Source organism: Streptomyces sp. NPDC004838 (assembly GCF_053600955.1).
In genome coordinates, this window is sequence record NZ_JBSGAW010000009.1 from 110999 (window position 1) to 134796 (window position 23798).

General features: G+C 68.2%; 28 protein-coding genes. 5 read left to right on the forward strand and 23 right to left on the reverse strand.

All coding sequences use genetic code 11. The features are described from left to right. Window positions 1-21: 21 nt before the first annotated feature. The 22 genes from rplR to ACWEFL_RS13035 all read right to left on the reverse strand — a co-directional run bounded on the left by rplR (window position 22) and on the right by ACWEFL_RS13035 (window position 16353). Window positions 22-405: a 50S ribosomal protein L18 gene (gene rplR, locus ACWEFL_RS12930; protein WP_451711002.1), complete on the reverse strand. Its 384-nt coding sequence runs from the start codon at window positions 403-405 to the stop codon at window positions 22-24. Window positions 406-408: 3 nt separating this feature from the next. After that, window positions 409-948, reverse strand: a complete 540-nt coding sequence (rplF, locus tag ACWEFL_RS12935; protein ID WP_451711004.1) for a 50S ribosomal protein L6 — start codon at window positions 946-948, stop codon at window positions 409-411. Window positions 949-968: 20 nt separating this feature from the next. Then, complete coding sequence (gene rpsH, locus ACWEFL_RS12940) at window positions 969-1367, reverse strand: 30S ribosomal protein S8 (protein ID WP_018550614.1); 399 nt, start codon at window positions 1365-1367, stop codon at window positions 969-971. A gap of 210 nt (window positions 1368-1577) precedes the next feature. Further along, on the reverse strand, window positions 1578-1763 hold the full coding sequence (locus tag ACWEFL_RS12945; protein WP_003956452.1) for a type Z 30S ribosomal protein S14: 186 nt from the start codon (window positions 1761-1763) through the stop codon (window positions 1578-1580). Between the two features lie 5 nt (window positions 1764-1768). Continuing rightward, window positions 1769-2326, reverse strand: a complete 558-nt coding sequence (rplE, locus tag ACWEFL_RS12950) for a 50S ribosomal protein L5 (RefSeq protein ID WP_451711006.1) — start codon at window positions 2324-2326, stop codon at window positions 1769-1771. Beyond that, on the reverse strand, window positions 2326-2649 hold the full coding sequence (gene rplX, locus ACWEFL_RS12955) for a 50S ribosomal protein L24 (RefSeq protein WP_451711008.1): 324 nt from the start codon (window positions 2647-2649) through the stop codon (window positions 2326-2328). Before rplX ends, rplE begins: the two co-directional genes overlap by 1 nt. 1 nt (window position 2650) lies before the next feature. Further along, complete coding sequence (gene rplN / locus ACWEFL_RS12960) at window positions 2651-3019, reverse strand: 50S ribosomal protein L14 (protein ID WP_003956455.1); 369 nt, start codon at window positions 3017-3019, stop codon at window positions 2651-2653. Between the two features lie 124 nt (window positions 3020-3143). Beyond that, window positions 3144-3425 (reverse strand): 30S ribosomal protein S17, encoded by a 282-nt coding sequence (gene rpsQ, locus ACWEFL_RS12965; RefSeq protein ID WP_451711010.1) that lies wholly within the window; start codon window positions 3423-3425, stop codon window positions 3144-3146. Next, window positions 3425-3649, reverse strand: coding sequence for a 50S ribosomal protein L29 (gene rpmC / locus ACWEFL_RS12970; protein ID WP_451711012.1), 225 nt, complete (start codon window positions 3647-3649; stop codon window positions 3425-3427). Before rpmC ends, rpsQ begins: the two co-directional genes overlap by 1 nt. After that, window positions 3649-4068 carry a 50S ribosomal protein L16 gene (gene rplP / locus ACWEFL_RS12975; RefSeq protein WP_006347227.1) on the reverse strand — a complete coding sequence of 140 codons (420 nt, stop codon included), beginning with the start codon at window positions 4066-4068 and terminating at the stop codon, window positions 3649-3651. The genes rpmC and rplP overlap by 1 nt, the downstream gene beginning before the upstream one ends. A 5-nt stretch (window positions 4069-4073) precedes the next feature. Then, entirely contained in the window at window positions 4074-4925 is an 852-nt protein-coding gene (rpsC, locus tag ACWEFL_RS12980) for a 30S ribosomal protein S3 (RefSeq protein ID WP_451711015.1), read from the reverse strand. After that, window positions 4925-5272, reverse strand: a complete 348-nt coding sequence (rplV, locus tag ACWEFL_RS12985) for a 50S ribosomal protein L22 (protein ID WP_358876482.1) — start codon at window positions 5270-5272, stop codon at window positions 4925-4927. The genes rpsC and rplV overlap by 1 nt, the downstream gene beginning before the upstream one ends. 52 nt (window positions 5273-5324) lie before the next feature. After that, entirely contained in the window at window positions 5325-5606 is a 282-nt protein-coding gene (gene rpsS / locus ACWEFL_RS12990; protein ID WP_030742199.1) for a 30S ribosomal protein S19, read from the reverse strand. 12 nt (window positions 5607-5618) lie between these two features. Next, window positions 5619-6455, reverse strand: coding sequence for a 50S ribosomal protein L2 (rplB, locus tag ACWEFL_RS12995; protein ID WP_451711018.1), 837 nt, complete (start codon window positions 6453-6455; stop codon window positions 5619-5621). 50 nt (window positions 6456-6505) lie between these two features. Further along, window positions 6506-6829 carry a 50S ribosomal protein L23 gene (gene rplW / locus ACWEFL_RS13000; RefSeq protein WP_451711020.1) on the reverse strand — a complete coding sequence of 108 codons (324 nt, stop codon included), beginning with the start codon at window positions 6827-6829 and terminating at the stop codon, window positions 6506-6508. Next, window positions 6829-7482, reverse strand: a complete 654-nt coding sequence (rplD, locus tag ACWEFL_RS13005; RefSeq protein WP_451711022.1) for a 50S ribosomal protein L4 — start codon at window positions 7480-7482, stop codon at window positions 6829-6831. The genes rplW and rplD overlap by 1 nt, the downstream gene beginning before the upstream one ends. A 5-nt stretch (window positions 7483-7487) precedes the next feature. Further along, complete coding sequence (gene rplC / locus ACWEFL_RS13010) at window positions 7488-8132, reverse strand: 50S ribosomal protein L3 (protein ID WP_451711024.1); 645 nt, start codon at window positions 8130-8132, stop codon at window positions 7488-7490. A 14-nt stretch (window positions 8133-8146) separates the two neighbouring features. Further along, entirely contained in the window at window positions 8147-8455 is a 309-nt protein-coding gene (gene rpsJ, locus ACWEFL_RS13015; RefSeq protein ID WP_003948644.1) for a 30S ribosomal protein S10, read from the reverse strand. Window positions 8456-9121: 666 nt separating this feature from the next. Then, complete coding sequence (locus ACWEFL_RS13020) at window positions 9122-9517, reverse strand: Imm7 family immunity protein (protein ID WP_451711026.1); 396 nt, start codon at window positions 9515-9517, stop codon at window positions 9122-9124. Between the two features lie 5 nt (window positions 9518-9522). After that, a complete protein-coding gene (locus ACWEFL_RS13025) occupies window positions 9523-14235 on the reverse strand; it encodes a putative T7SS-secreted protein (RefSeq protein ID WP_451711028.1) in 4713 nt (1570 codons plus the stop codon). A 7-nt stretch (window positions 14236-14242) separates the two neighbouring features. Then, the gene (locus ACWEFL_RS13030; protein ID WP_451711204.1) at window positions 14243-14884 is read right to left on the reverse strand and encodes a hypothetical protein; all 642 of its coding nucleotides are present in this window, start codon (window positions 14882-14884) and stop codon (window positions 14243-14245) included. A gap of 371 nt (window positions 14885-15255) precedes the next feature. Then, a complete protein-coding gene (locus ACWEFL_RS13035; protein WP_451711029.1) occupies window positions 15256-16353 on the reverse strand; it encodes a hypothetical protein in 1098 nt (365 codons plus the stop codon). Between the two features lie 304 nt (window positions 16354-16657). Here ACWEFL_RS13035 and ACWEFL_RS13040 point away from each other — a divergent pair, with 304 nt between their 5' ends. From ACWEFL_RS13040 to ACWEFL_RS13060, 5 genes are all read left to right on the forward strand, one after another. Beyond that, on the forward strand, window positions 16658-17092 hold the full coding sequence (locus ACWEFL_RS13040; protein WP_451711031.1) for a hypothetical protein: 435 nt from the start codon (window positions 16658-16660) through the stop codon (window positions 17090-17092). 471 nt (window positions 17093-17563) lie between these two features. Continuing rightward, a complete protein-coding gene (locus tag ACWEFL_RS13045) occupies window positions 17564-18553 on the forward strand; it encodes a helix-turn-helix domain-containing protein (protein ID WP_451711033.1) in 990 nt (329 codons plus the stop codon). A gap of 8 nt (window positions 18554-18561) precedes the next feature. Further along, entirely contained in the window at window positions 18562-19446 is an 885-nt protein-coding gene (locus ACWEFL_RS13050; RefSeq protein ID WP_451711035.1) for a hypothetical protein, read from the forward strand. Window positions 19447-19514: 68 nt separating this feature from the next. Next, complete coding sequence (locus tag ACWEFL_RS13055; RefSeq protein ID WP_451711036.1) at window positions 19515-19838, forward strand: hypothetical protein; 324 nt, start codon at window positions 19515-19517, stop codon at window positions 19836-19838. Between the two features lie 338 nt (window positions 19839-20176). After that, the gene (locus ACWEFL_RS13060; RefSeq protein WP_451711205.1) at window positions 20177-22288 is read left to right on the forward strand and encodes a PIG-L family deacetylase; all 2112 of its coding nucleotides are present in this window, start codon (window positions 20177-20179) and stop codon (window positions 22286-22288) included. A 313-nt stretch (window positions 22289-22601) separates the two neighbouring features. Here ACWEFL_RS13060 and tuf read toward each other — a convergent pair whose 3' ends face one another. After that, a complete protein-coding gene (gene tuf / locus ACWEFL_RS13065; protein ID WP_451711038.1) occupies window positions 22602-23795 on the reverse strand; it encodes an elongation factor Tu in 1194 nt (397 codons plus the stop codon). Window positions 23796-23798: the final 3 nt, after the last annotated feature.

The window sequence follows — 23798 nt, forward strand, 5'->3', positions numbered from 1 at the left end:
CGCTAGCTCCGGAACCGGGGCTTAGAACTTCAGCCCGGCTTCGCGGGCGGCGTCAGCCAGAGCGGCAATCCGCCCGGCGTACTGGTTGCCACCGCGGTCGAACACCACGGCCTCGACGCCGACGGCCTTGGCACGCTCGGCGACGAGCGCGCCGACCTGCTTGGCCTGGGCGCTCTTGTCGCCCTCGCCACCGCGGATCGAGGTGTCCAGGGTCGACGCCGACGCGAGCGTGTGGCCCGCGATGTCGTCGATGACCTGCGCCACGATGTGGCGGTTGGAACGCGTCACGACCAGGCGCGGACGCTCCGGAGAACCGGAGATGCGCTTCCGGACGCGGATGTGGCGGCGCTTGATGGCGGCGCGCTTGTACGCGTCGCCCTTGGCGATCTTCACACCGTATGCCATGGCTTACTTACCCGCCTTTCCGACCTTGCGGCGGATGACCTCGCCCGCGTACTTGACGCCCTTGGCCTTGTACGGGTCGGGCTTGCGCAGCTTGCGGATGTTAGCGGCGACCTCGCCGACCTTCTGCTTGTCGATTCCCTCGACCGAGAACTTGGTCGGCGACTCGACCTTGAAGGTGATGCCCTCGGGGGCCTCCACCGTGATCGAGTGGCTGTAGCCGAGCTGGAACTCCAGGTTGGAGCCCTTCGCGGCGACGCGGTAACCGACACCGCTGATTTCGAGCGCCTTGGTGTATCCCTGGGTCACACCGGTGATCATGTTCGCCACCAGCGTGCGGGACAGGCCGTGGAGGGCCTTGTTCTGACGCTCGTCGTTCGGACGGGTGACGTTGAGAACGCCGTCCTCGCCCTTACCGATCTCGATCGGCGACGCGACGGTGTGGGTGAGGGTGCCCTTGGGGCCCTTCACCGCGACCGTGCGGCCGTCGATGGTGACGTCCACACCGGCGGGAACCTGGATGGGGAGCTTGCCGATACGCGACATTGCTGTTCCTCCGTTCCCGACTACCAGACGTAGGCGAGGACTTCCCCACCCACGCCCTTCTTCTGTGCCTGCTGGCCGGTCAGGAGGCCGTGGGACGTGGAGATGATCGCCACGCCGAGGCCGCCGAGAACCTTGGGCAGGTTGGTGGACTTCGCGTACACACGCAGACCCGGCTTCGAGATCCGCTTGATGCCCGCGATGGAGCGCTCACGGTTCGGGCCGAACTTGAGCTCCAGGACGAGGTTCTTGCCGACCTCGGCGTCCTCGACCTTCCAGCCCGTGATGAAGCCCTCCTGCTGGAGGATCTCCGCGATGTGCGACTTGATCTTGCTGTGCGGCATGGTCACGTCGTCGTGGTACGCAGAGTTCGCGTTACGCAGACGCGTCAGCATGTCCGCGATCGGATCAGTCATGGTCATGAGTTGGCCTTCGGCCTCTCTCGCCGGGGTTTCCTGTATGCGCCATCCCTCTCCCCGCACAGAGGCGGGACGGGTGCGGCACGGGGACCTACGGCGTAGTAAGTCGGTAGGGCGACGGGCGCCCAACCCTCCAAGCCTATGCCATGGAGGGTGGGACTCCCGCCAAACCCCTTGCTTACCGAGAGACTCCGGGAATTCCCTGGAAGGGAATTACCAGGAGCTCTTGGTCACGCCCGGCAGCTCGCCACGGTGCGCCATCTCACGGAGGCAGACGCGGCAGAGGCCGAACTTGCGGTACACGGAGTGGGGACGGCCGCAGCGCTGGCAGCGGGTGTACGCGCGTACACCGAACTTCGGCTTGCGGGCGGCCTTGGCAATGAGAGCCTTCTTCGCCATCTCGCTCACGCCTCCTTGAAGGGGAAGCCGAGGTGACGAAGGAGCGCGCGGCCCTCAGCGTCGTTGGTCGCCGTGGTCACCACGGTGATGTCCATACCCCGGACGCGGTCGATCTTGTCCTGGTCGATCTCGTGGAACATGACCTGCTCCGTGAGACCGAAGGTGTAGTTGCCACGGCCGTCGAACTGCTTGGGGGACAGACCGCGGAAGTCGCGGATGCGCGGAAGCGCGAGCGACAGGGTGCGGTCCAGGAACTCCCACATGCGGTCGCCACGGAGCGTGACGTGCGCACCGATCGGCTGGCCCTCACGCAGCTTGAACTGCGCGATGGACTTACGGGCCTTGGTGACGGCCGGCTTCTGGCCGGTGATCGTGATGAGGTCCTTGATGGCGCCCTCGATCAGCTTGGAGTCGCGGGCGGCGTCGCCCACACCCATGTTGACCACGATCTTGACGAGGCCGGGAACCTGCATGACGTTCTCGTACGAGAACTCCTCACGCAGCTTGCCCTTGATCTCCTCGCGGTACTTCGTCTTGAGACGCGGAGTGGTGGTGGTAGCCATCAGATGTCCTCACCCGTCCGCTTGGCAACGCGGATCTTGTTGCCCTCGTCGTCGAAGCGGTAACCGACGCGGGTCACGACCTTCTTGCCGTCCTTCTCCACGACGAGCTGAACGTTGCTCACGTGGACGGGGGCCTCGGTGGTGACGATCCCGCCGGTCTGCGAACCACGAGCGGTCTGGCCGGCCTTGGTGTGCTTCTTGACCCGGTTGACACCCTCGACCAGGACGCGGTCCTCACGGGGGAAAGCCTGAATGACCTTGCCCTGCTTGCCCTTGTCCTTGCCGGTGATGACCTGTACCAGATCACCCTTCTTGATCTTCATGTCACAGCACCTCCGGCGCGAGCGAGATGATCTTCATGAACTTCTTCTCGCGCAGCTCACGGCCGACCGGGCCGAAGATACGGGTGCCGCGGGGGTCGCCGTCGTTCTTCAGAATGACGGCGGCGTTCTCGTCGAAGCGGATGTACGAGCCGTCCTGGCGGCGGCGCTCCTTGACGGTGCGAACGATGACCGCCTTGACGACGTCACCCTTCTTCACGTTGCCACCGGGGATCGCGTCCTTGACGGTGGCGACGATGACGTCACCGATGCCCGCGTAGCGGCGGCCCGAGCCACCGAGAACACGGATGCAAAGGATCTCCTTGGCACCAGTGTTGTCGGCGACGCGCAGCCGCGACTCCTGCTGGATCACGTCTTATCTCCTGTTTGTCTGCCGGTTCCCCGGGGGCCGCGTGACGCTGCCCCCGGAGCCTGGCGGAACTGACCTGAGGGAAACCCCTCGGGTGATTTTCGGAACTTCGCAATTCCCGGAGGAATTACTTGGCCTTCTCAAGGATCTCGACGACGCGCCAGTGCTTGCTGGCGGAGAGCTTCCGGGTCTCCATCAGGAGGACGCGGTCGCCGATGCCGGCGGCGTTCTGCTCGTCGTGGGCCTTGAGCTTGTTCGTACGGCGGATGACCTTGCCGTACAGCGCGTGCGTGACGTGGTTCTCGACGGCGACGACGACGGTCTTGTCCATCTTGTCGCTGACGACCAGACCCTCACGGGTCTTGCGTGCGTTGCGCTGGTTCTTCTCTGTCACATTGCTCTCGCTCATCAGGCGCTCTCCACCGTTTCGATGCCCAGCTCGCGCTCGCGCATCAGGGTGTAGATCCGCGCGATGTCCTTGCGGACGGCCTTCAGCCGACCGTGGTTCTCGAGCTGACCCGTCGCCGCCTGGAAGCGGAGGTTGAACAGCTCTTCCTTGGCCTCGCGGAGCTTGGCGACAAGCTCCTCTCCGCCCAGCTCGCGCAGTTCGGACGCCTTGGTTCCGGCCGACATCACGCCTCACCTGCCTCGCGCCGAACGATGCGGCACTTCATCGGAAGCTTGTGAGCAGCGCGGGTGAGCGCCTCACGAGCAATCTTCTCGTTCGGGTAGGACAGCTCGAACATCACCCGACCGGGCTTGACGTTCGCGATCCACCACTCCGGGGAACCCTTACCGGAACCCATGCGGGTCTCGGCGGGCTTCTTGGTGAGCGGGCGGTCCGGGTAGATGTTGATCCAGACCTTGCCGCCACGCTTGATGTGGCGGGTCATCGCGATACGGGCCGCCTCGATCTGGCGGTTGGTCACATACGCCGGCGTGAGGGCCTGAATGCCGTACTCGCCGAACGCGACCGTCGTACCACCCTTGGACATACCGCTGCGCTTGGGGTGGTGCTGCTTGCGGTGCTTGACCCTACGGGGGATCAGCATGTCGGTCAGACCTCCGTTCCGGTGCTCTCGGCCGGAGCAGCGGCGGTGGAAGCCTCGGCCTTGGGGGCCTCGGCACTCGCTCCACTGCCCTGAGCGGCCTGCTGCGGCTTGCGGCCACCGCGGCCACCGCGCTCGCCACCGCGGCCACCACGGCCGGCCGGGCGGTCGGCGCCGCCACGGGCCGGGCGGTTGCCGGCACGGGCGGCGGCGTTCTCCGCACGGACCTCGGCGATGTTCTTGACGTCGCCCTTGTAGATCCAGACCTTCACGCCGATGCGGCCGAAGGTGGTCTTGGCCTCGAAGAAGCCGTACTCGACGTTCGCGCGGAGCGTGTGCAGCGGCACCCGGCCCTCGCGGTAGAACTCCGAGCGGGACATCTCGGCGCCGCCGAGACGGCCACCGCACTGGATCTTGATGCCCTTGGCGCCCGCCTTCATCGCCGACTGCATGCTCTTGCGCATGGCACGGCGGAAGGAGACGCGGGAGGAGAGCTGCTCGGCGACGGCCTGGGCCACGAGCTGAGCGTCGACCTCGGGGTTCTTGACCTCGAGGATGTTCAGCTGGACCTGCTTGCCCGTGAGCTTCTCGAGGTCGCCGCGGATGCGGTCGGCCTCGGCGCCACGGCGGCCGATGACGATGCCGGGACGCGCGGTGTGGATGTCCACCCGCACACGGTCACGGGTGCGCTCGATCTCCACCTTCGAGATGCCGGCGCGCTCCATGCCGGACGTCATCATCCTGCGGATGGCGACGTCTTCCTTGACGTAGTCCTTGTACAGCTTGTCGGCGTACCAGCGGGACTTGAAGTCCGTGGTGATGCCGAGCCGGAACCCATGCGGGTTAACCTTCTGGCCCATTACCGGGTTCCTTCCTTGCTGCTGACGACCACGGTGATGTGGCTGGTCCGCTTACGGATCCGGTAGGCGCGGCCCTGGGCGCGCGGCCGGAACCGCTTCAGGGTCGGGCCCTCATCCACGTACGCCTCGCTGATGACCAGCGTGGAGGCGTCGCTGTGGTCGTAGTTGTGCGCGGCGTTGGCGATGGCGCTGTCCAGCACCTTGCCGACCGGCACGCTCGCGGCCTGCGGGGCGAAACGCAGGACCGCCTGAGCCTCCGTGGCGTCCATGCCACGGATGAGGTCCACCACGCGGCGGGCCTTCATGGGCGTGACGCGGATGTACCGCGCCTGGGCCCTGGCTTCCATGGTTGTCCCTTCAGTGTCTGACACGTTCGTCATAGTCGTTCACACCCCGCGATCAGCGGCGCTTCGACTTCCGGTCGTCCTTGACGTGGCCTCGGAAGGTGCGCGTCGGCGAGAACTCGCCGAGCTTGTGGCCGACCATCGACTCGGTGATGAACACCGGGACATGGATCTTGCCGTTGTGCACCGCGATCGTGTGGCCCAGCATGGCCGGGACGATCATCGAGCGACGGGACCAGGTCTTGATGACGTTCTTGGTGCCTGCCTCGTTCTGTACGTCCACCTTCTTGATCAGGTGGTCGTCGACGAAGGGCCCCTTCTTGAGACTGCGCGGCATCTGAACCCGCTCCTAGCGCTTCTTGTTCGTCTTGCGGCGGCGGACGATGTACTTGCTGCTCGCCTTCTTGGGAGAGCGAGTACGACCCTCCTTCTGACCCCACGGGCTGACCGGGTGGCGACCACCGGAGGTCTTGCCCTCACCACCACCGTGCGGGTGGTCGACCGGGTTCATCGCGACACCGCGGACGGTCGGGCGGACGCCCTTCCAGCGCATGCGGCCGGCCTTGCCCCAGTTGATGTTCGACTGCTCGGCGTTGCCGACCTCGCCGATGGTGGCGCGGCAGCGGACGTCGACCAGCCGGATCTCGCCGGACGGCATGCGGAGGTGGGCCATGGAGCCCTCCTTCGCCAGCAGCTGCACGGAGGCACCCGCGGAGCGGGCGAACTTCGCGCCGCCGCCGGGCCGCAGCTCGATGGCGTGGATGGTCGTACCGACCGGGATGTTGCGCAGCGCCAGGTTGTTGCCGGGCTTGATGTCGGCGGCCGGGCCGTTCTCGACACGGTCGCCCTGGTTCAGGCCACGCGGCGCGATGATGTAGCGCTTCTCGCCGTCCGCGTAGTGCAGGAGCGCGATGCGCGCGGTGCGGTTGGGGTCGTACTCGATGTGAGCGACCTTGGCCGGCACGCCGTCCTTGTCGTGGCGACGGAAGTCGATCAGACGGTAGGCACGCTTGTGGCCACCGCCCTGGTGACGGACGGTCACACGACCGGTGTTGTTACGGCCGCCCTTGCTGTGCAGCGGGCGGACCAGCGACTTCTCCGGCGTGGACCGCGTGATCTCGACGAAGTCGGCGACGCTGGAGCCACGACGGCCCGGGGTCGTCGGCTTGTACTTGCGGATACCCATTGTCTCTCAGTCCTCGGAATAATCCGGACTTCAGAACGACTCGACCTCCGTCAGGAGGTCGGGCCGCCGAAGATGTCGATACGGTCGCCTTCGGCAAGGGTCACGATGGCGCGCTTGGTGTTGGCGCGCTTGCCGAAACCGGTGCGGGTGCGCTTGCGCTTGCCCTGGCGGTTGATCGTGTTGACCCCGGTGACCTTGACCGAGAAGACCGCCTCGACGGCCTGCTTGATCTGGGTCTTGTTGGCACGCGGGTCGACGATGAACGTGTACTTGTTCTCGTCCAGCAGCGCATAGCTCTTCTCGGAAACGACCGGCTTGACGAGAAGGTCACGCGGGTCCGAGAAGGTCTTGCTGGTGACGACGGCCTCGCTCATCAGGCGTCGCTCCCTTCGGTCTCATCGGCCTTGTCGGGGCCAGACACGAAGGACTCGAAGGCGGCCTGGGTGAAGACCACGTCGTCGGAGACGAGTACGTCGTACGTGTTCAGCTGGCCCGGCTCCAGGATGTGCACCTGGGGCAGGTTGCGGGCGGACAGCCACGCGGCCTCGTCGGAGCGCTCGACGACCAGGAGCACGTGCTTGCGCTCCGAGATCTTGCCGAACAGCGTCTTGGCGGCCTTGGTGGAGATGTCGCCCTCGACCACGCCGGTCACGACGTGGATACGGGAGTGGCGGGCCCGGTCGGTGAGGGCACCGCGCAGGGCGGCGGCCTTCATCTTCTTCGGGGTCCGCTGCGAGTAGTCACGCGGCTGGGGACCGTGCACGACGCCACCGCCGGCGAACTGCGGAGCGCGGGTCGAGCCCTGACGGGCGCGGCCGGTGCCCTTCTGGCGGTACGGCTTGCGGCCACCACCACGGACCTCGCCACGCCGCTTGACCTTGTGCGTGCCCTGACGGGCGGCGGCCAGCTGCGCGACGACGACCTGGTGGATCAGCGGGATGCTGACCTTCGCGTCGAAGATCTCGGCCGGGAGCTCAACGGTCCCGGACTTGTCGCCCGCGGGCGACAGAATGTCAATGGTGCTCATAGTCCTCAGGCCCCCTTGGCCGCAGTGCGGACCAGGACCAGGCCGCCGTTGGGTCCGGGAACCGCGCCCTTGATGAGCAGCAGGCCCTTCTCCGCGTCAACGGCGTGAACGGTCAGGTTCTGGGTGGTGACCCGCTCGTTGCCCATACGGCCAGCCATCCGGAGGCCCTTGAACACACGGCCCGGGGTGGCGCAGCCACCGATGGAGCCGGGCGAGCGGTGCTTGCGCTGGGTGCCGTGACCGGCGCCGAGGCCCTTGAAGTTGTGACGCTTCATGACACCGGCGAAGCCCTTGCCCTTGCTCTTGCCCGTGACGTCGACCTTGACGCCGGACTCGAACACGTCGGCGGTGATCTCCTGGCCGAGGGTGTACTCGGCGGCGTCGGAGGTGCGGAGCTCCACCAGGTGGCGGCGGGGGGTCACGTCGGCCTTGGCGAAGTGACCCTTGAGGGGCTTGTTCACCTTGCGAGGGTCGATCTCGCCGAAGGCGATCTGGACCGACTCGTAGCCGTCGGAGTCGTTCGTACGGACCTGGGTGACGACACAGGGCCCGGCCTTGACGACGGTCACCGGGACGACACGGTTGTTCTCGTCCCAGACCTGGGTCATGCCGAGCTTCTCGCCCAGGACGCCCTTGATCTGCTTTGCCATCTCTTCCGCGCCTCTCAGAGCTTGATCTCGATGTCGACGCCGGCCGGAAGGTCCAGGCGCATCAACGAGTCAACGGTCTTGGGCGTCGGGTCGAGGATGTCGATCAGGCGCTTGTGCGTACGCATCTCGAAGTGCTCGCGCGAGTCCTTGTACTTGTGCGGCGACTTGATGACGCAGTACACGTTCTTCTCAGTGGGCAGCGGCACCGGGCCCGCGACCGACGCGCCAGTGCGCGTCACCGTCTCGACGATCTTCTTCGCGGAAGAGTCGATGACCTCGTGGTCGTAAGCCTTGAGCCGAATGCGGATCTTCTGTCCCGCCATGGCTACTCAGTAGTCCTGTCTCGTGTTGAACGCTCTGGTACTCGGCGGGCTCTGCGTTCTTCTCCGACCCACGCGGTCGGGCGTGTCGCACACCCTCTACGGAGAAATCCCGAAGGATGTCCCGACCAAGGGGGTGCGGGCCTGAGCCGCGCATCGGGGGAAGACACCCACCGAGTGCCTGGTCGGTACCCCGCTGACACTTCCCGGAAGATTCCCGTACGTCCGCCTCAGCGCTGCCTGAATCGGCAGATGGGGCGACGAGTACTGTGGGACTCGCTTCCGGTCCTCCCGGCGGGAGGCGCGCAGCATCGGCACTCAACCGAGCAACCCCGGTAGTCTGCCATACGGGGCGAGGGCCTGGCCAATCGGGCGGTAGAGCGTACCCCAGGTCGCCCGCGGGCACACGCGGGGCGCTCCGGGGAGCGGTCACCGCGCTTGGCCGGGCCGACGGTCCGGGCGGCTCCGGGGCCGAAAGGCGAGCCGCACCGGCCAGGCGACGGTGCAGACGGCCGGCTGGAGTGTGCGGCCAGGTCGGCCGGTGCCCGCCGGGGGTACAGCGGGGCGTACAGAGGTCGCGGGGAGGTGTCGCTCAGGGTGCGCCGTAGTCCTCGATCGGCCCCGGTGGAGAAGCCACGTCACTTCCTCACCGTCGCCGGGCCCTCGCTGTCAGTCCTCGATGGTCGGCCGGACGGGCGACAGGAACGGGTCCAGCCGGACGTGGATCTCGCCCCTGGCCATCACCCGGACGCGGAATGCGCCCTGCCCCGGTGGCTCGTCCATGTCGGGTGAGCGTTCGTAGAGCAGGCCCCAGGAGCCGGGGAAGCGGGCGGCGACGTAGCGGAGGAGGGCGTCCAGCTCTGCGGCCTCGTCGCGGCGGCGGTTCATCAGACCGTTGGCGAGGAGGAAGAACTCGCCGTTGTGGATGTTCAGTGCGACTTCCCCGGTCGCCCAGTCGATGTCGGCGATCCGCGCCCGCAGTTCCGCGATGCCCGCGTCGAGGGATCCCGCGTCCGCTTCCTCCGGAGATTCGGCGATGCCGAACCAGCCATGAAACTCGTACATCGCCCTCATTCCAGCGGAGTCGTGTCGATCACGGGCTCGATGCCATAGCGCCGACCGTATTCCTTGAGTTTGTTGATCACGCCCGGACCGGGTTCGCCATCGAAGTGGAAGTACGGTGTGCGGCCGGACTGTATCGCGTACTCGAACGTCGCCTTCGCCTGGTTTCGCAAGGCGCTGCCCATCTGCATCCCGCCTGGCTTCGACTGCGCGACGTAGTCGTCGCTGATCGCGTCGATCTCCCGTCCCGCCGGATCATGCTCGAACTTGACGCGGGATTCGCCACCGAGCCGCTCGGCCAGGGCATCGGCCGCGGGGTCGGGCTTGTTCACCTGGACCAGATTGCCGAGTCCGCCGTTGTTCTCGTAGGGCGCCAGGCCGAGGGGATCGCTCCAGGTGTGAGGGTTGTGGACATAGGCGGCGGGATCGGGCGCGGGGGCCAGGCCCAGAGGGTCGGGGGTGGTGTAACGGCCGAGCTGCGGATCGTAGTAACGGTGGTGGTTGTAGTGGAGACCCGTCTCGGGGTCGTAGTACTGGCCGGGGAACCGCAGTGGGGTGTACGCGGAGGCGCCGACGTTCCAGGTGGTCGTGCCCCACAAGGCGGCGCGCCCCCGCCAGGCGATGTCGCCCCGTTCGTCGATGAGCTCGGTGGGAGTGCCGATGAGGTCGGTGGCGATGGCGAAGAATCGTGTGTCGATCTCGCGCTGGTTCGCGGAGTCCGTGAGCCGCTCCGTCTGGGCGATGGGAGTGAGGCCCTGGTGGTCCCATGTCAGGGTGACCTCGTGCGGGGCCCCGGCACGGATGGTGGTCTGCTCTGTGAGGACCGGCCCGTCCCAGGTGAAGTCCGTCCGCTCCAGTACGTCTTCGCCGCCGGGGTCCATCCGCTCCTTGCGGGTACGGCGGCCCAGCGGGTCGTAGCGATAGCGCCAGACCGTGCCATCGGGTGTGACGGCCTCGGCGAGCCGGTCCTCCACGTCGTAGGTGTAGCGCCAGGTGTCCGGCTTCCTGGACAGGCGGGTCCTGGTGCGCCGGACGAGACGCCCGGCGCGGTCGTACTCGTAGCGGTTGGCGCCTGCGCGGACGACCCTGGTGCCTGTGTACGTGCGCTCGCCCCGGGCGTCCGCATCCGCGTGCCGGTCCGGCCAACCCGCTGTGATCTGCCTGCCGCTCCGGTCGTAGGCGTACGACTCGGTCCAGTCGGCGGCGGTGACGGTGGTGACCCGGCCGACGGCGTCGAGATCGAAACGGCGCTGCCCGCCCAGCGCGTCGTCGACCCCGATGAGATGGCCATCCTCGCGATAGGTGTAGCTCCGGCGGTTGACGCCGCGCCCGCCGGCCGTGATCACCTGTTCGGTGACGCGCCCCGAATCGTCCCGTATCGAGGTCAGGGTGAGTGTCTCGCCGAACCTGCGGACCAGTTCCCGGCCCGACGCGTCCCGTGTGAAGCGCATTTCGCGGTCGGCGGCGGTCATTCGAGCGGGGCGGCCCGCGGCGTCGTAGGCGTACGAGGTCACCTGGCCGCCCGGCGTCATCCGTCGGACGCGTCGGCCGGCCCGGTCGTAGGCGTAGGTGACGGCCTTGCCGCCCACGAGTTCGGTCTTCACCCGCCCCGCGCGGTCGTACTGGTAGATCAGTTCGCTGTCCGGGGCCGTTGCCCGGACCAGTCGTCCGAGTGGATCGTAGGCGTACGTCGTGAGGTGTCCGGCCGCGTCCTTGCCGGTCACGCGGCCGAGGACATCGCGCTCGTAGCGAACGGTCTCGCCGAGCGGGGTGATCCGGGCGGACACCCGCCCCATGGGGTCGTTCTCGTAGCTCGTCGATCGCTCGTCGAAGTCCGTCTCGGCGATGAGCCGACCCGCACTGTCGTACGCGTACGACCAGCTCAGACCCTGCGGATTGACCACCCGCGTCAACCGCAGCTCGGTGTCGTGGACGAACTCGTGGCGAGCGCCGTCCGGGTCGGTGCGAGCCGCGAGCAGATCGAAATGGGTGTATTCGAAGCGGGTGACCCGGCCCATGGGGTCGGTGTGGCTCGTGCAGTTGCCCTCGCCGTCGTACGTCCACGCCTCGGTCGCGCCGTCGGGTCCGGTACGACGTGACGGCATCCCCTCGACGGTCCACTCGAAGACGGTCGCGGCGCCGTCCGGACCCACGAGTTCGGTGATGCGGCCGAAGGCGTCCCTGCGGTACCGGGTGACCCCGCCCGCCGGATCCTCGCGCTCGACCAGCAGACCGGCCGCGTTGTGGCGGAGCCGCGTGACCCCTCCGACCGCATCGGTCACCGAGGTGACGTGTCCCAGGGAATCGTGTGTGTAGCGGGTGGTGCGACCGGACGGATCGGTCACGGAAACGCGGTTTCCGCGCGCGTCGAACTCCTGCTGCCAGCGCGCCCCGCCCTCCTGTGTCAGCTCGACGGGCATTCCCAGGTCGTTGTACACGGCTCGCATCAGGCTTCCGTCGGCGCGGGTGACGGAGGTGAGCCGGCCGCCGTCGTCGTAACCGAACACCGTGGTCGCGCCGAGCGGGTCGGTCCGTGTCAGGAGCCGGTTGCAGCGGTCGTGGGTGGTGCGGACGGTCGCGCCGGTCGGATCGGTTTCGGCGATCACCTGAAGACGGCCGTTGACCGTGTATCGCCAGACACCGCCGAGGGAGTCGGTGACGGTGGTGGTGCGCACCCCCGTCTCGGGGTCGGGCCCCGCATAGTGGAACTCCGACCGCAGATGTCCCTCCGCGCCCGTCTGGGTGACACAACGGTCGTTCTCGTCGTAGACGAAGGTGAAGGACGAGTCGTTGGTGTCGGTCCAGGCCGTGATACGGCCCTCGACGTCGTACTCGTAGCGCAGCGGCACATCCGAGGACCGTGTGACCCCGGTGAGGTGGCCACCCCGGTATCCGTAGCGGACCAGGACGGTGTCCCCCGGGGGCCTGCCACCAGGCTCAGAGGCGGTCGGAGTGATGCCGCTCGGGGTGACATCGCTTCGCGTCAGCGCGGTGATGCGGCCGTCCTCGGTGGTGAACTCCAGCCGGTATCCGCCGGAGTGGGTGAGCGAAAGCGGAGCCCCCCGCTCGTCGTACTCGGCGGTGACCGTGTTGCCGTTGCGGTCCTCCACTTGGGCCAGCGGTCCGACGCCGTCGCCGCCGGGTTCGGCTCCGGGCGGGGCCAGGAAGTGCCGGACATGCCCCCTGTCGGGGTCGAAGAGGGAGTAGCTGCCGTCCGTGTGACGCTCCAGCCGCCAGCGGGGGCCCGCCTCCGCGAGCACCGGCAGACCCGGCACGGGGTGCGGGAAGGCCAGCAGGAGGTTGTCCTCGCCGTGGAACACCACGCCGAGTGAATCGACCGTGAGGCGCTGGTCGATGGTGGACGACCAAGTGGGGCCGAACCAGCGGCCCGCTCGGTAGGACGACTCGTAGTCGCGGCGGAACTCCAGGGGAAACGAACCCGGCAGGGACACATCGGTCTCTGCCAGCAGCATCCGCCCTGTGGCGAAGTCGACTGGCTCCCGGCCACAGCACTTGTCCTTGACCTTGCGGCTGGCGTCCGCGGGATTGTCGGCCCTGCGTGCCGCGTCGGCGAGGTCGTCGGCGAGACGGGCGCCCTTCACGGCCGCTCCCCCGCCTCCGGTGGCGACGGTCAGCAGCACATCGGGAACCAGCCGGCCGAGGCCCTCGGAGGGGTCCTTCATGAAGTTGGTGACCATCTGCTTGCCCGTGCCCCACGGGTCGTTGACCGCCTGGACCACACCGGCCGTGAGGTTGTTCAGCGACAGGAGATATTCCGCCGGATGCGTGATGTTGTACGGGTCGGTCGGGTTGACGCTGCGCACGAACGCCAGAAGCCCCGCCGTCCCCTTGATGACACCGGCGCCGAAGTGGGCGTTCATGATCTGCGCTTCATACAGGCCGTCCGTGGCCTGCTGGGCGTACGACGGTTTGGGCGGGGCCTCGTCGCGAGCCGCCCTCACCGCGGCGCGCGCCGTCTCCGCCGCCGTGTTGCGCTGCTTGCGGGCCTCCGCCAGGATCTGCTGCGCCTCCTCCATCCGGGCCTTGCCCGGATCGGTGAACGCGCCCGGCTTCGGCGGCAGGGTGGCCGGATCACGCTGGTCGGCGGGGAGCGCGTTGTACTTGTCGGCAGCCTGGTTGTAGGTGTCGACCCGCGTCTTGTACGCGTTCAGCGCGTCCTCGGACGCCTTCGTGCCCGCCTTCCACTTCTCGATCGCCGACTGGGCCTGTCCCTGCGCCCACTCCACCGTTCCGGCGAAGCCCTCCAGCGCCTTGGCGGCCTTCTCGCAGGCGTCGGCGGCCTTGAACCACTTCGGCGGTTCGATCTTCACCGTGGACCGGAAGGCGTCCGCGGCCTGGCCCTTCAGGGAGCTGGAGTCCAGACCCTCAAGGCCCAGGCCGACGTTGTTGAACGCCTTCTGTAAATCCTTGAGATGGGAGGAGGTGGAGCGGAGCTTCGACGGGGATCCGTAGATCAACTTCGTCTTGTCCTCGGTCTGCCCCAGGTCCATCTCGTCGACCTCGGCGCCCATCCGGTTCGCCAGGGAACGGGACTGCTCCCGCACCCAGTCCGCGCCCGAGTCCCAGCCGACGTCCTGCAGCCGGTCCGCGGTCCAGTCCCCGGCGTCCTCGACACGGTCGCCGACCCATTCGGTGGCGTCCTCGACCGCGTCCTCGATCACATCAGGCGTCAGATCGCTGACGATGTCCCCGAAACCCATGGCTCAGCTACCCCCCGTTCTCCTGCTGGGCGGCCCGTTCCTCGGGCGACGGCCCGAAGGTGTCGTCCACCGCCTGGTCGAATTCCTCCTGGTCGACGCCGATCAGGTCGTTCAGCGCGCTGGTCCGCTGACCGCCCGTGCCCTCGGTCAACAGCGCCCGGCCGGTGTCCTTCCAGGTCTGCTCGGCCTCGTCGGCCGCGCGCCGGAACGACTCCGGGCTGTAGTCCGGGGTCATCCTGGACGGGTCGAACATCTCGCCCCAGCTCTGTTTGACGACCTCGTCCTCGGAGGCGTGGGGATTGCCGACCAGCGAGTTCACGGCGACCTTGAACGTGCCCTGGAGGTACTGGTCCTCTTCCCAGATCAGCCCGGCGGCCAGCCCGAGCTTCGCGGCGATGGTGTTGGCGTCCTGGACCAGGGCCCGTACGCCCCACTCCCAGCGCTCGCAGTAGTCCTCGAAGTCGACCGACAGACCGTGATGCCCGGCCTCCATGCCCGTCATAGACATGCCCGATACGCCCTTGCCCAGCAGAGACCCGGTCCCGCTGCCGACTTCCTTCAACTCGGCCATGGCGGCACGCAGCCCGTTGGTGATCCGCTGGACACTCGCCTTGTCGACCTTCAGATCCTCCGCACCGCCACCCATCAGACCTCGCCTCCTCGCGACCGGCCCGCCCGGGGCCGACTCGTATACGACCGGTCGGCGGGTGACCGGCCCGCGGGTGACCGGCCCGCAGCTACGGCGACCGTGTTCGGGACGATGCCCGCCACCGGCGCACGTGACTCACGCGTGCCTGTACCCGTGTCCACCGCGGCCTCCTACGCGTCGCCGTTCGACAGTGCGCGTGCCCCTTTCCGTACCGTAAGACTTCACGCTTCGGCGGCAGCAGATAGTTCCCGGCCACGGGACTTGGCAAGAACCCGCCACAGGGCGGGAGTTGGCCGCCTGCGGGAGGCGGGCTTCGGGGCTCGGGCGCGGGCTTCAGTCTCCGGTTGGGGGGCTCGGGTACGGGTGCGGGCTCAGGTGCGGGTGACCGTGCCGCACTCCTGCGGAAGGAGCGCGAGGTCCTTGCTGCGGTCGTACGGGTCGACGGTCGGTCCGGCCGCCCCGGACGAGGAACGCGCCCGGTCCGCCAGGAACTGCGGCCTCAGAAATCCCTCGCCGTCTTTTCCGCACTCGGCGTTTCCGCTGCTCATGTCCATCCTGGTGACGTACAGCCTGCCGGGTGTCGTCACCACCTTGGCCGGGTCGTACAGCTCGAACGTCATCTGACGGCGGACGATGGTCCGCGTCACCTCTTCCGAGCCGGGCTCAGCCCGCGCCAGCGGATAGACGAAGGTGTAGTCGGTGTTCACCCGGACCGCTCCGGGGCGTTCGCTCTCGCCGAAGGCCATCCGCCCCCGCGTTTTGACGACGTCACCGACCACGCGCACCTCGGCCGGGTCGAAGCGGCTGAACAGCCACAGAGGGTCCTCCCGCGCGCTCGGCTTGCGCAGCCCTCGCTCCAGCAGGCCGTGTCCGTCCTTCTGCAGCGGGTCGATCAGCTTGAACGCGGCGGCGGGCCGCTCGCCCCGGAGAGTGGCCGGGTCGAGATTGGCGGAGATCAGGAGTTCCCTGGTGCTGCGCAGGGCGTGCTCGACCTGAGCCTTGCTCATACCGCCGACGGCTCTGGCCTCGGGCACCTGGATGCCGGCGGCCCCGTCCGCCCAGACGGCCGCGGGCGACCCCCGGAAGGGCTCCTTCAGCGTCGGCGTGTCGGGGAACAGTTCCTCAGCGGGCGCGGTGGTCGGCCGCGCGGTCTCGGGCGCGAGCGGTGTGGTGCTCTTGGCTCCGACGTCTCCGGCCTCCCACCTGTCGGTCACCAGTTCCGGTCGCATCGCGACGACGAGCCCGATGGCGGCCAGGACCCCGAGCCCGCCCAGGATCCGTCGGCGCCTGCGGGCCCGCCCGTCGGCCTCCCGCCCTGCCGGCCCGGTCCGCCGCCCCTCGGGCTGCGGCTGGTCCCGTAGCCGCGCGGCCACCATCCGCGCTCGGGCGGACGGCTCCTTCGGCGCGTCGCCGTCGCCGTCGCCGTTCCCGACCCGGCGAACGAACTCCGCCCATTCCTCGTCCGACACCGGGCTCCCGTCGCCGGGCCGCCCCTCCGGCGCACTTGTACCCACTGCCCCACCCTCTGATCACGAAATCTCCGCAAATACCCCACAAGAGTCGATTGAGGATACAAGCGGGTCGATCACGAGGTCGGAATGCGTCTGAACGTACGGCGGGGCGGCCCCGACTTCGGAGGGTGAGCGGGTTCCGGGGCCCTGCTTCTCGACCCGAGGATTCGACGTCAACACGACCACCCCTCGCTCACTCGTTCGTATGGTCATCCGTTCATGACTCGGTCTGATGATCCAACTCCGGTCTAAGGTCCGGTTCATGGTCACTTCCTCACACGAGGCCGCGCACCGGATCTTCCAGGACCGGCCCGAGCTGCTCACCCCTGTGTCCGAGGACGTGGGTCTTCCTTTGACGGCGAAGTACCTCGTCGAACTGGTGGAAATCGGGCTGGGAGACACCCCGGCAAGAGAAACCTGGAGGAATCTGATGGTCGGAACCTACTTCCCCGGCCGGGGAACGCTGATCGAGACGACCTTCCTGGAGGGCAAAGAGGAAGGCCGGGAAGAAGGCCGGATCGAAGAGCGCTCGCGGGCGATCCTGAGCATCCTGGAAATGCGACGCATCCCGACCCTCGCCTCCCACCGCGACCGGATCCGGGACTGCGACGACCTCGATGTCCTCGAACGCTGGATGAAACACGCGATCACCGTCACCGACGCCGAAGACCTCTTCGCCGAGGACGACGACGACTGACAGCAGCGCGTCCCACTCCCGGCTGGCTCACCAGGGTGGGACGCGGGTCGAAGGCGGTCGGTCGCCGTTCCTCGACCGGCGCACTTCCAACGGGCGTTCGAACCGGACGACGGCGAGTCCGGGCGCGGGTCGGCCTCGTACCGGAGAAGGGTGTGTCGCGGCCCGCCGCACCGGAGCACGGGCACCCGCGCTTCGGCGACCCAGGCGGTCTCCTCCCAAGAAACAGAGTGAGAAGAAGAACCCTGCCGAGCCCACCCCTCCCGCCCGACGACTCGTCTCACTCTCACGGGTGAACATCGCCAACTGAGCTGGCGGAAAGACGGGTTGGGTGCCCTACGCTCACGGCGACACACCACCCCAGACATACGACGGCCCCCGCCGGGACGCCAATCCCAGTGCGAGGGCCTGACCACCGAGGAAGAAAGCCGCTTCCTCGAGGGCCTGACCACCGAGGAAGAAAGCCGCTTCCTGATGGATACCCAGCACCCTAGCGCGTGCATACCCACCCCGTCGGCCGTTCCGGACACCGACCGCGACGATGTCCACGGCCGCACCCGCGCCACCCACCGCGAGCACCCCGCGTACGGCGTCACCCACGCCAACACCCGCCACACCACCCGCTTCACGGTCATCGGCAACCATCTCGCCCAGCACGCCGAACTGTCCTTGCTGGCGATCGGGCTGGCCGTGCACATCCAGTCCCTGCCGACCGGGGCCCGTGTGGACATCAAGACCCTCGCCGCCCGGTTCCCGGAGGGAGCGGCCCGTATCTCCGGAGCCTTACGCGAACTGGAGGCCCACGGCTATCTGCGGCGAATACGCGAACGGGCTACGGGCGGCCGGATCGTCACCCGAACGGTCTCCTGCAACCAGCCCAAGCCCCCAGGGCGGACCCACGAAGCCGGGCCCAGGTCCGCGGTCCGCGCCGACAAGCCCACACCCTCCCACCGCCGTGAAACCCACGGCACACACCCCACCGAACCTCCCGCGGCTGCCGCCGCTGCCCCCTCGCCGCGCCGCGAACCCCAGCCCTTACTCGTGCCGCAGCCGGGGTTTCCCACCCCGTCGCTCCTCCAGGCGGCCGCCGACCTGCTCACCGGCCTGCACCACGCCGACCCGCGCCTGTTGTTCTCGGCGCGGGACGCCGAGCGGCTGGTTCCGGGGGTTGCCGCATGGCTGGAGCGGGACGCGGGTCCAGCCGCCGTACGACACGCCCTGACGGCCAACCTCCCACCGGGAGGGCTGCGCCGACCGGCCGGGTTGCTCGCCCACCGGCTCACCGCACAGCTTCCGCCACCGCCACCGTTCCGCACACCCGCCGAGGGCACGGGCAGGCCCTTACCGCTCCAGAACTGCGACCGCTGCGACCGGGCATTCCGCAGCTCGGCACCCGGAGCGTGCCGGGGGTGCCGGACCACCACAGACCGACCTCGACACTCACCGCAACACTCATATCGATAGGAACCGGAATGGTCAGCTCACCCCACGAAGCGATGCACCGCATCTTCCAGGAGTACCCCGGATTATTCGCAGGGGTCTGCCAGGTGCTCGGCCTCGACTTCGCCCCACCCACCTCCGTGACGGTCCTGCCGACCGACCTCACCGAGACCAAGCCGGTCGAACGCCGGGTGGACACGCTGCTGCGCTTCGACACCGAGGACGAAGGGGCGTTCCTGCTCGCCGTCGAGGCCCAGGGCAAAAAGGATCCGGACAAGCCCGGCAGCTGGGCTTACTACCTGTCGTATCTTCACACCAAATACAGGCTTCCCCCTCTGCTCCTGGTCGTCTGCCAGGACCGGGCCACGGCCGAGTGGGCCGCGCGGCCCGTGACGATCGGCCCCAGCCAGTGGCCGTCTATGACCCTGCGCCCGCTCGTGGCGGGGCCGCACAACATTCCCATGGTCACGAACCCGACGGAGGCCGGGAAGGACCTGGTGTTCGCCACCTTGTCCGTCATCACACACGCCGCCGATCCGGACGTGGGTGCCATACTGAAGGCGCTGTCCACCGCTCTGCGGGACGCTCCGGAAGCCATCGCAGACCCCATCGTCGAACTCATCGCTCAGGGCCTGGGCAACCGCCCGGCCGCAAAGTACTGGAGGAACCTGGTGGCCGTGGACCTTTCTTTCTACAAGTCCGCGATCTCAGAAGAGATCCGGGACGAGGGTCGAGCCCAGGGCCAGGTCCAGCGCGGGGCCGAGGATGTTCTGCTCGTCCTGGAACTGCGCGGAATCAACGTCTCCAACGAAGTACGCGAACGAGTCACCAACTGCGACGACCCCGACATCTCGCGCACCTGGCTCGCCCGCGCCATCACCGCCACCACCGCCGAAGACATCTTCAAAAACGCCTAACCACCCCCAGCACCCGGCCGGACCCCACACAGGGTCCGGCCGCACAGCACTGGAGAAACCTGCCGGACGTGGACCTCTCTTTCTACAAGTCCGTCATCTTGGAAAAAATCCGGGACGAGGGCCGAGCCCAGGGCCTGGCCGAAAGCCGAGCCCAAGGCTTTGCCGAAGGCTTTGCCGAAGGCTTTGCCGAAGGCTTTGCCCAGGGCCTGGCCGAGGGCCGAGCCCAAGCCCGGGCCGAGAATATTCTGATCGTCCTGGAGCAGCGCGGGATCAACGTCTCCAACGAAGTACGCGAACGAGTCACCAACTGCGACGACCCCGACATCTCGCGCACCTGGCTCATCCACGCCATCACCACCACCACCGCCGAAGACATCTTCAAAGACGCCTAACCACCCCCTACACCCGGCTGGACCCCACACGGGGTCCAGCCGGGTGCTGTACCCCCGAGAAGCCGCCGCCGGAACCGCCGACCGCCCTGGGCGAATCCCATGGGCGGTACCACGCCGCCACACCCTCCACAGAGGTGCGCCACCGGTAGGACGAATGTCGCTCCTAGGAGCAACCTGGGAGCGCGTTAATCCGTCTAGATGATCGCGGAAGGGGCCTGACCAGCCCATTCGCCGCATCGACAGATCACTGTAAGCAGACGGGGGCACGCCTGCCCGCTGCCGGGGAAGCGGACGGAGCACATCATCACATGCACGACACGACCATCCGCGCTCCACGCATGCCGGGAGACGCGGACGAATCGAGCGCGCCCGCCGACCCGCGTCGGCGTACCGTGCTCGCCGCGATCTCCGCACTCTCCGCGTTCGTGGGGGTGGGCGCCGTCAGCGGTTGTACCGTGCCGCCCGCGCAGCGGGCCGTACCGACGGCGGATCCCGCGCCCGGGATGGCGATCGCGAGCACGCGCCGGGCCCAGCTGATGCAGATCCTGGCGCACCCGGACGACGATCTGTACTTCATGAACCCGGACACCCAGCGCCTGCTGGACGCCGGAGTGCCCCTGGTCTGCGTCTATGTCACCGCGGGCGAGCACAAGGGCAAGAACCACATACCGGGGAACCACGCGGAGCCCCCGTCGGACCGGCCCGCCTACTCGTCCGCGCGGCACCAAGGGCTGCGGCAGGCGTATGCGACGCTCCTCGGGCTGGACAAGTTCACGCACTGGACCAAGGGGGTCGCCTCGCTGCGCGGCGACCGGCTCGCCGAGATCAACACGCTCACCAACGGAAGCCGCCGAGTCGAGCTGATCTTCCTCAATCTGCCGATGAACACCTCCCGGCACCGCTCCGCGCTCCCCGGGCTCTGGCGGGAGCGCGGGCTAGGCGTGCAGACCGTCGTCGCCAAGGACTCGCCGCTGCGCAGGACCGTGCCGTACGACTACAAAGGGCTCATCGACGTGCTCGTGGGGCTGATGGAGCAGTACCGGCCGACCGTGATCCAGACCCTGGACCCGGATCCGGATATTCAGCACAGCGACGAGGCCACCCGCAGGAAGGACAGTGAGCAGCCCGGTTACTCCGACCACGCCGATCACACCGCCGCCGCCTGCTTCAGTTGGGCCGCGATGGTGCGCTGGGTCCGGGACGCCACCGCCGACAGCGGGCAGGTGCCCGCGTTCGTCGCCACGGCGTTCCGCGGCTACTACAACCGGCACTGGCCCAAGAACCTGCCCGCCCAGGTCCTCAAGGAGAAGGCGTCCCACCTCATCCCGTACGGCGGCGCCCCCGACTGGCGGTGCGGCAATCCGTCCGGCTGCGGCGACTACGCCGTGGGCGGGGTGCGGCCGCTGCGGAACAAGAAGGGGTGGGTCCGTTCGACTCACCACCGCTACCAGGGGCACCGGCCCGTCGCCGTCGTCGAGCGGGATGGGCGGCTCACGGCGTACGGGGTCCTGGGGCTGCGCGTGGTCCGCTGGCGGGAGACCCGGCCGGGCAGCCGGGAATGGGGAGCGCCGGCCGACCTCGGCGGCGGGCCGCTCGCGCCCGCGCTCGGCTCGGCGGCGCTCAAGGACGGCCGGCAACTGCTGTTCGGGCTGCGGTTCGCCGCGATCGGGGGCCGGGGCTCGTCCAACAGCCGGGAGATCATGCTCCTCGAACAGCGCACGCCCGGTGGGGAGTTCCTCGCCTGGAAGGGGCTCGGCAATCCGGAGCGCGGCGACGACAGGGGGCGCCGGATCGGCGTGCCTGTGGCGGTGACCGCGGGTGACGGCCGGGTCCATCTCTTCGTGCGCAACGCGGAGAAGGGGGTGAGCACCCGCGTACGGGAGGCGGACGGGACCTGGAGCGGCTGGCACGACCTCGGCGGGGAGTCCGTGCAGGACGGGCTGTCGGCCGTCGTCGACAGCGCGGGCCGCGTCCATGTCTTCGCCGCGGGCCATACCCGCGTGCACCACTGGGCGCAGGGCACGGCCGGCGGACCGGTCGCCTTCGAGGAGGGCGCCGGCAATCCGTCGGCCCGGCCCGGCGGTCCGGTCGCGGCTCTGCCGTCGGGGGACGGCGGGATCGATCTCTACTACCGGCCGGCCGCGTCCGCGCATCTCGTCTCGGTACGGGCCGGTGACACCGTCTCCCGCCCGCGCAGGGTCGGAAAGCTGGACGGGTACGGCCCGGTGAGCCTGGCCTCGGTCTCCGGCAAGCCGGTCTTCCTCGGCAGGGATCTGCGGGGCCGGATCCGGCTCCACGCACCCGGAGGCGGGTCGGTGCACGCGGAGTCGCTGGCCTCCCCCACCCTCGTCGCGCACTCCTCGCGGGTCATGGCGGTCGGCATGGGCGCGAACGCCCATCCGTGGGTGTTCGGGCCCATGCCGACCGTGAGGGTGGCCGCCGCGGGCTGATCCCGGTTCCGGGGCGGCCTCGGATCCCGTACGGACCCGGCTTCCGTACGGCCCCGGCTCCCGTACGTCCCGGGAACCCGGAATCCGGACCCCGGCCTCGCACCGCTCCGGCCCTTCAGGGCTCCGGGGCGGACGCGAGTTCCCCGTACAGAAGAGACTCCGGCGCGAGAAGGCTCCCGCATAGAGGAGCCCGTACAGGTGAGCCTGCGCAGAAGAGCCTGCACAGAAGAGAAAGAAAGAGGCCCCGCACCTTCCGGTGCGGGGCCTCTCCCTTGGTGCTCGTATGGAGCTACCAGGTCAGATCGGCAAGTGATTACTTGTTGATCTTGGTGACCTGGCCGGCGCCCACGGTCCGGCCACCCTCACGGATGGCGAACTTCAGGCCCTCTTCCATGGCGACGGGCTGGATGAGGTTCACCGTCATGACGGTGTTGTCACCCGGCATGACCATCTCGGTGCCCTCGGGGAGGGTCACCACGCCGGTCACGTCCGTGGTACGGAAGTAGAACTGCGGGCGGTAGTTGTTGAAGAACGGGGTGTGACGGCCACCCTCGTCCTTCGACAGGATGTACGCCTGCGCCTCGAACTCCGTGTGCGGGGTGACCGAGCCCGGCTTGATGATGACCTGGCCGCGCTCGACGTCCTCGCGCTTGATGCCACGGAGGAGCAGACCGACGTTCTCACCGGCCTGGCCCTCGTCGAGCAGCTTGCGGAACATCTCGATGCCGGTGACCGTGGTGGTGGTCTTCTCGGTCTTGATGCCGACGATGTCGACGGTCTCGTTGACCTTGAGGACACCACGCTCGATACGGCCGGTGACGACGGTGCCACGACCGGTGATCGTGAAGACGTCCTCGATCGGCATCAGGAACGGCTTGTCGACGTCACGCTCGGGCTGCGGGATGGACTCGTCGACGGCGGCCATCAGGTTCAGGACCGACTGGCCCCACTCCTTGTCGCCCTCGAGAGCCTTGAGCGCCGAGACCTTGACGACGGGAACGTCGTCGCCCGGGAACTCGTACTCGGAGAGAAGCTCACGCACCTCGAGCTCGACGAGCTCCAGGATCTCCTCGTCGTCCACCATGTCGGCCTTGTTCAGGGCGACGACGATGTACGGAACGCCGACCTGGCGGGCCAGGAGCACGTGCTCCTTGGTCTGCGGCATCGGGCCGTCAGTGGCGGCGACCACGAGGATGGCGCCGTCCATCTGCGCGGCACCGGTGATCATGTTCTTGATGTAGTCCGCGTGACCGGGGCAGTCCACGTGCGCGTAGTGACGCGACTCGGTCTGGTACTCGACGTGCGCGATGGAGATGGTGATACCGCGCTGGCGCTCCTCGGGAGCCTTGTCGATCTGGTCGAACGCGGACGCCTCGTTGAGGTCCGGGTACGCGTCGTGCAGCACCTTGGTAATGGCGGCCGTGAGGGTCGTCTTACCGTGGTCGATGTGACCGATGGTGCCGATGTTGACGTGCGGCTTAGTCCGCTCGAACTTCGCCTTCGCCACTGG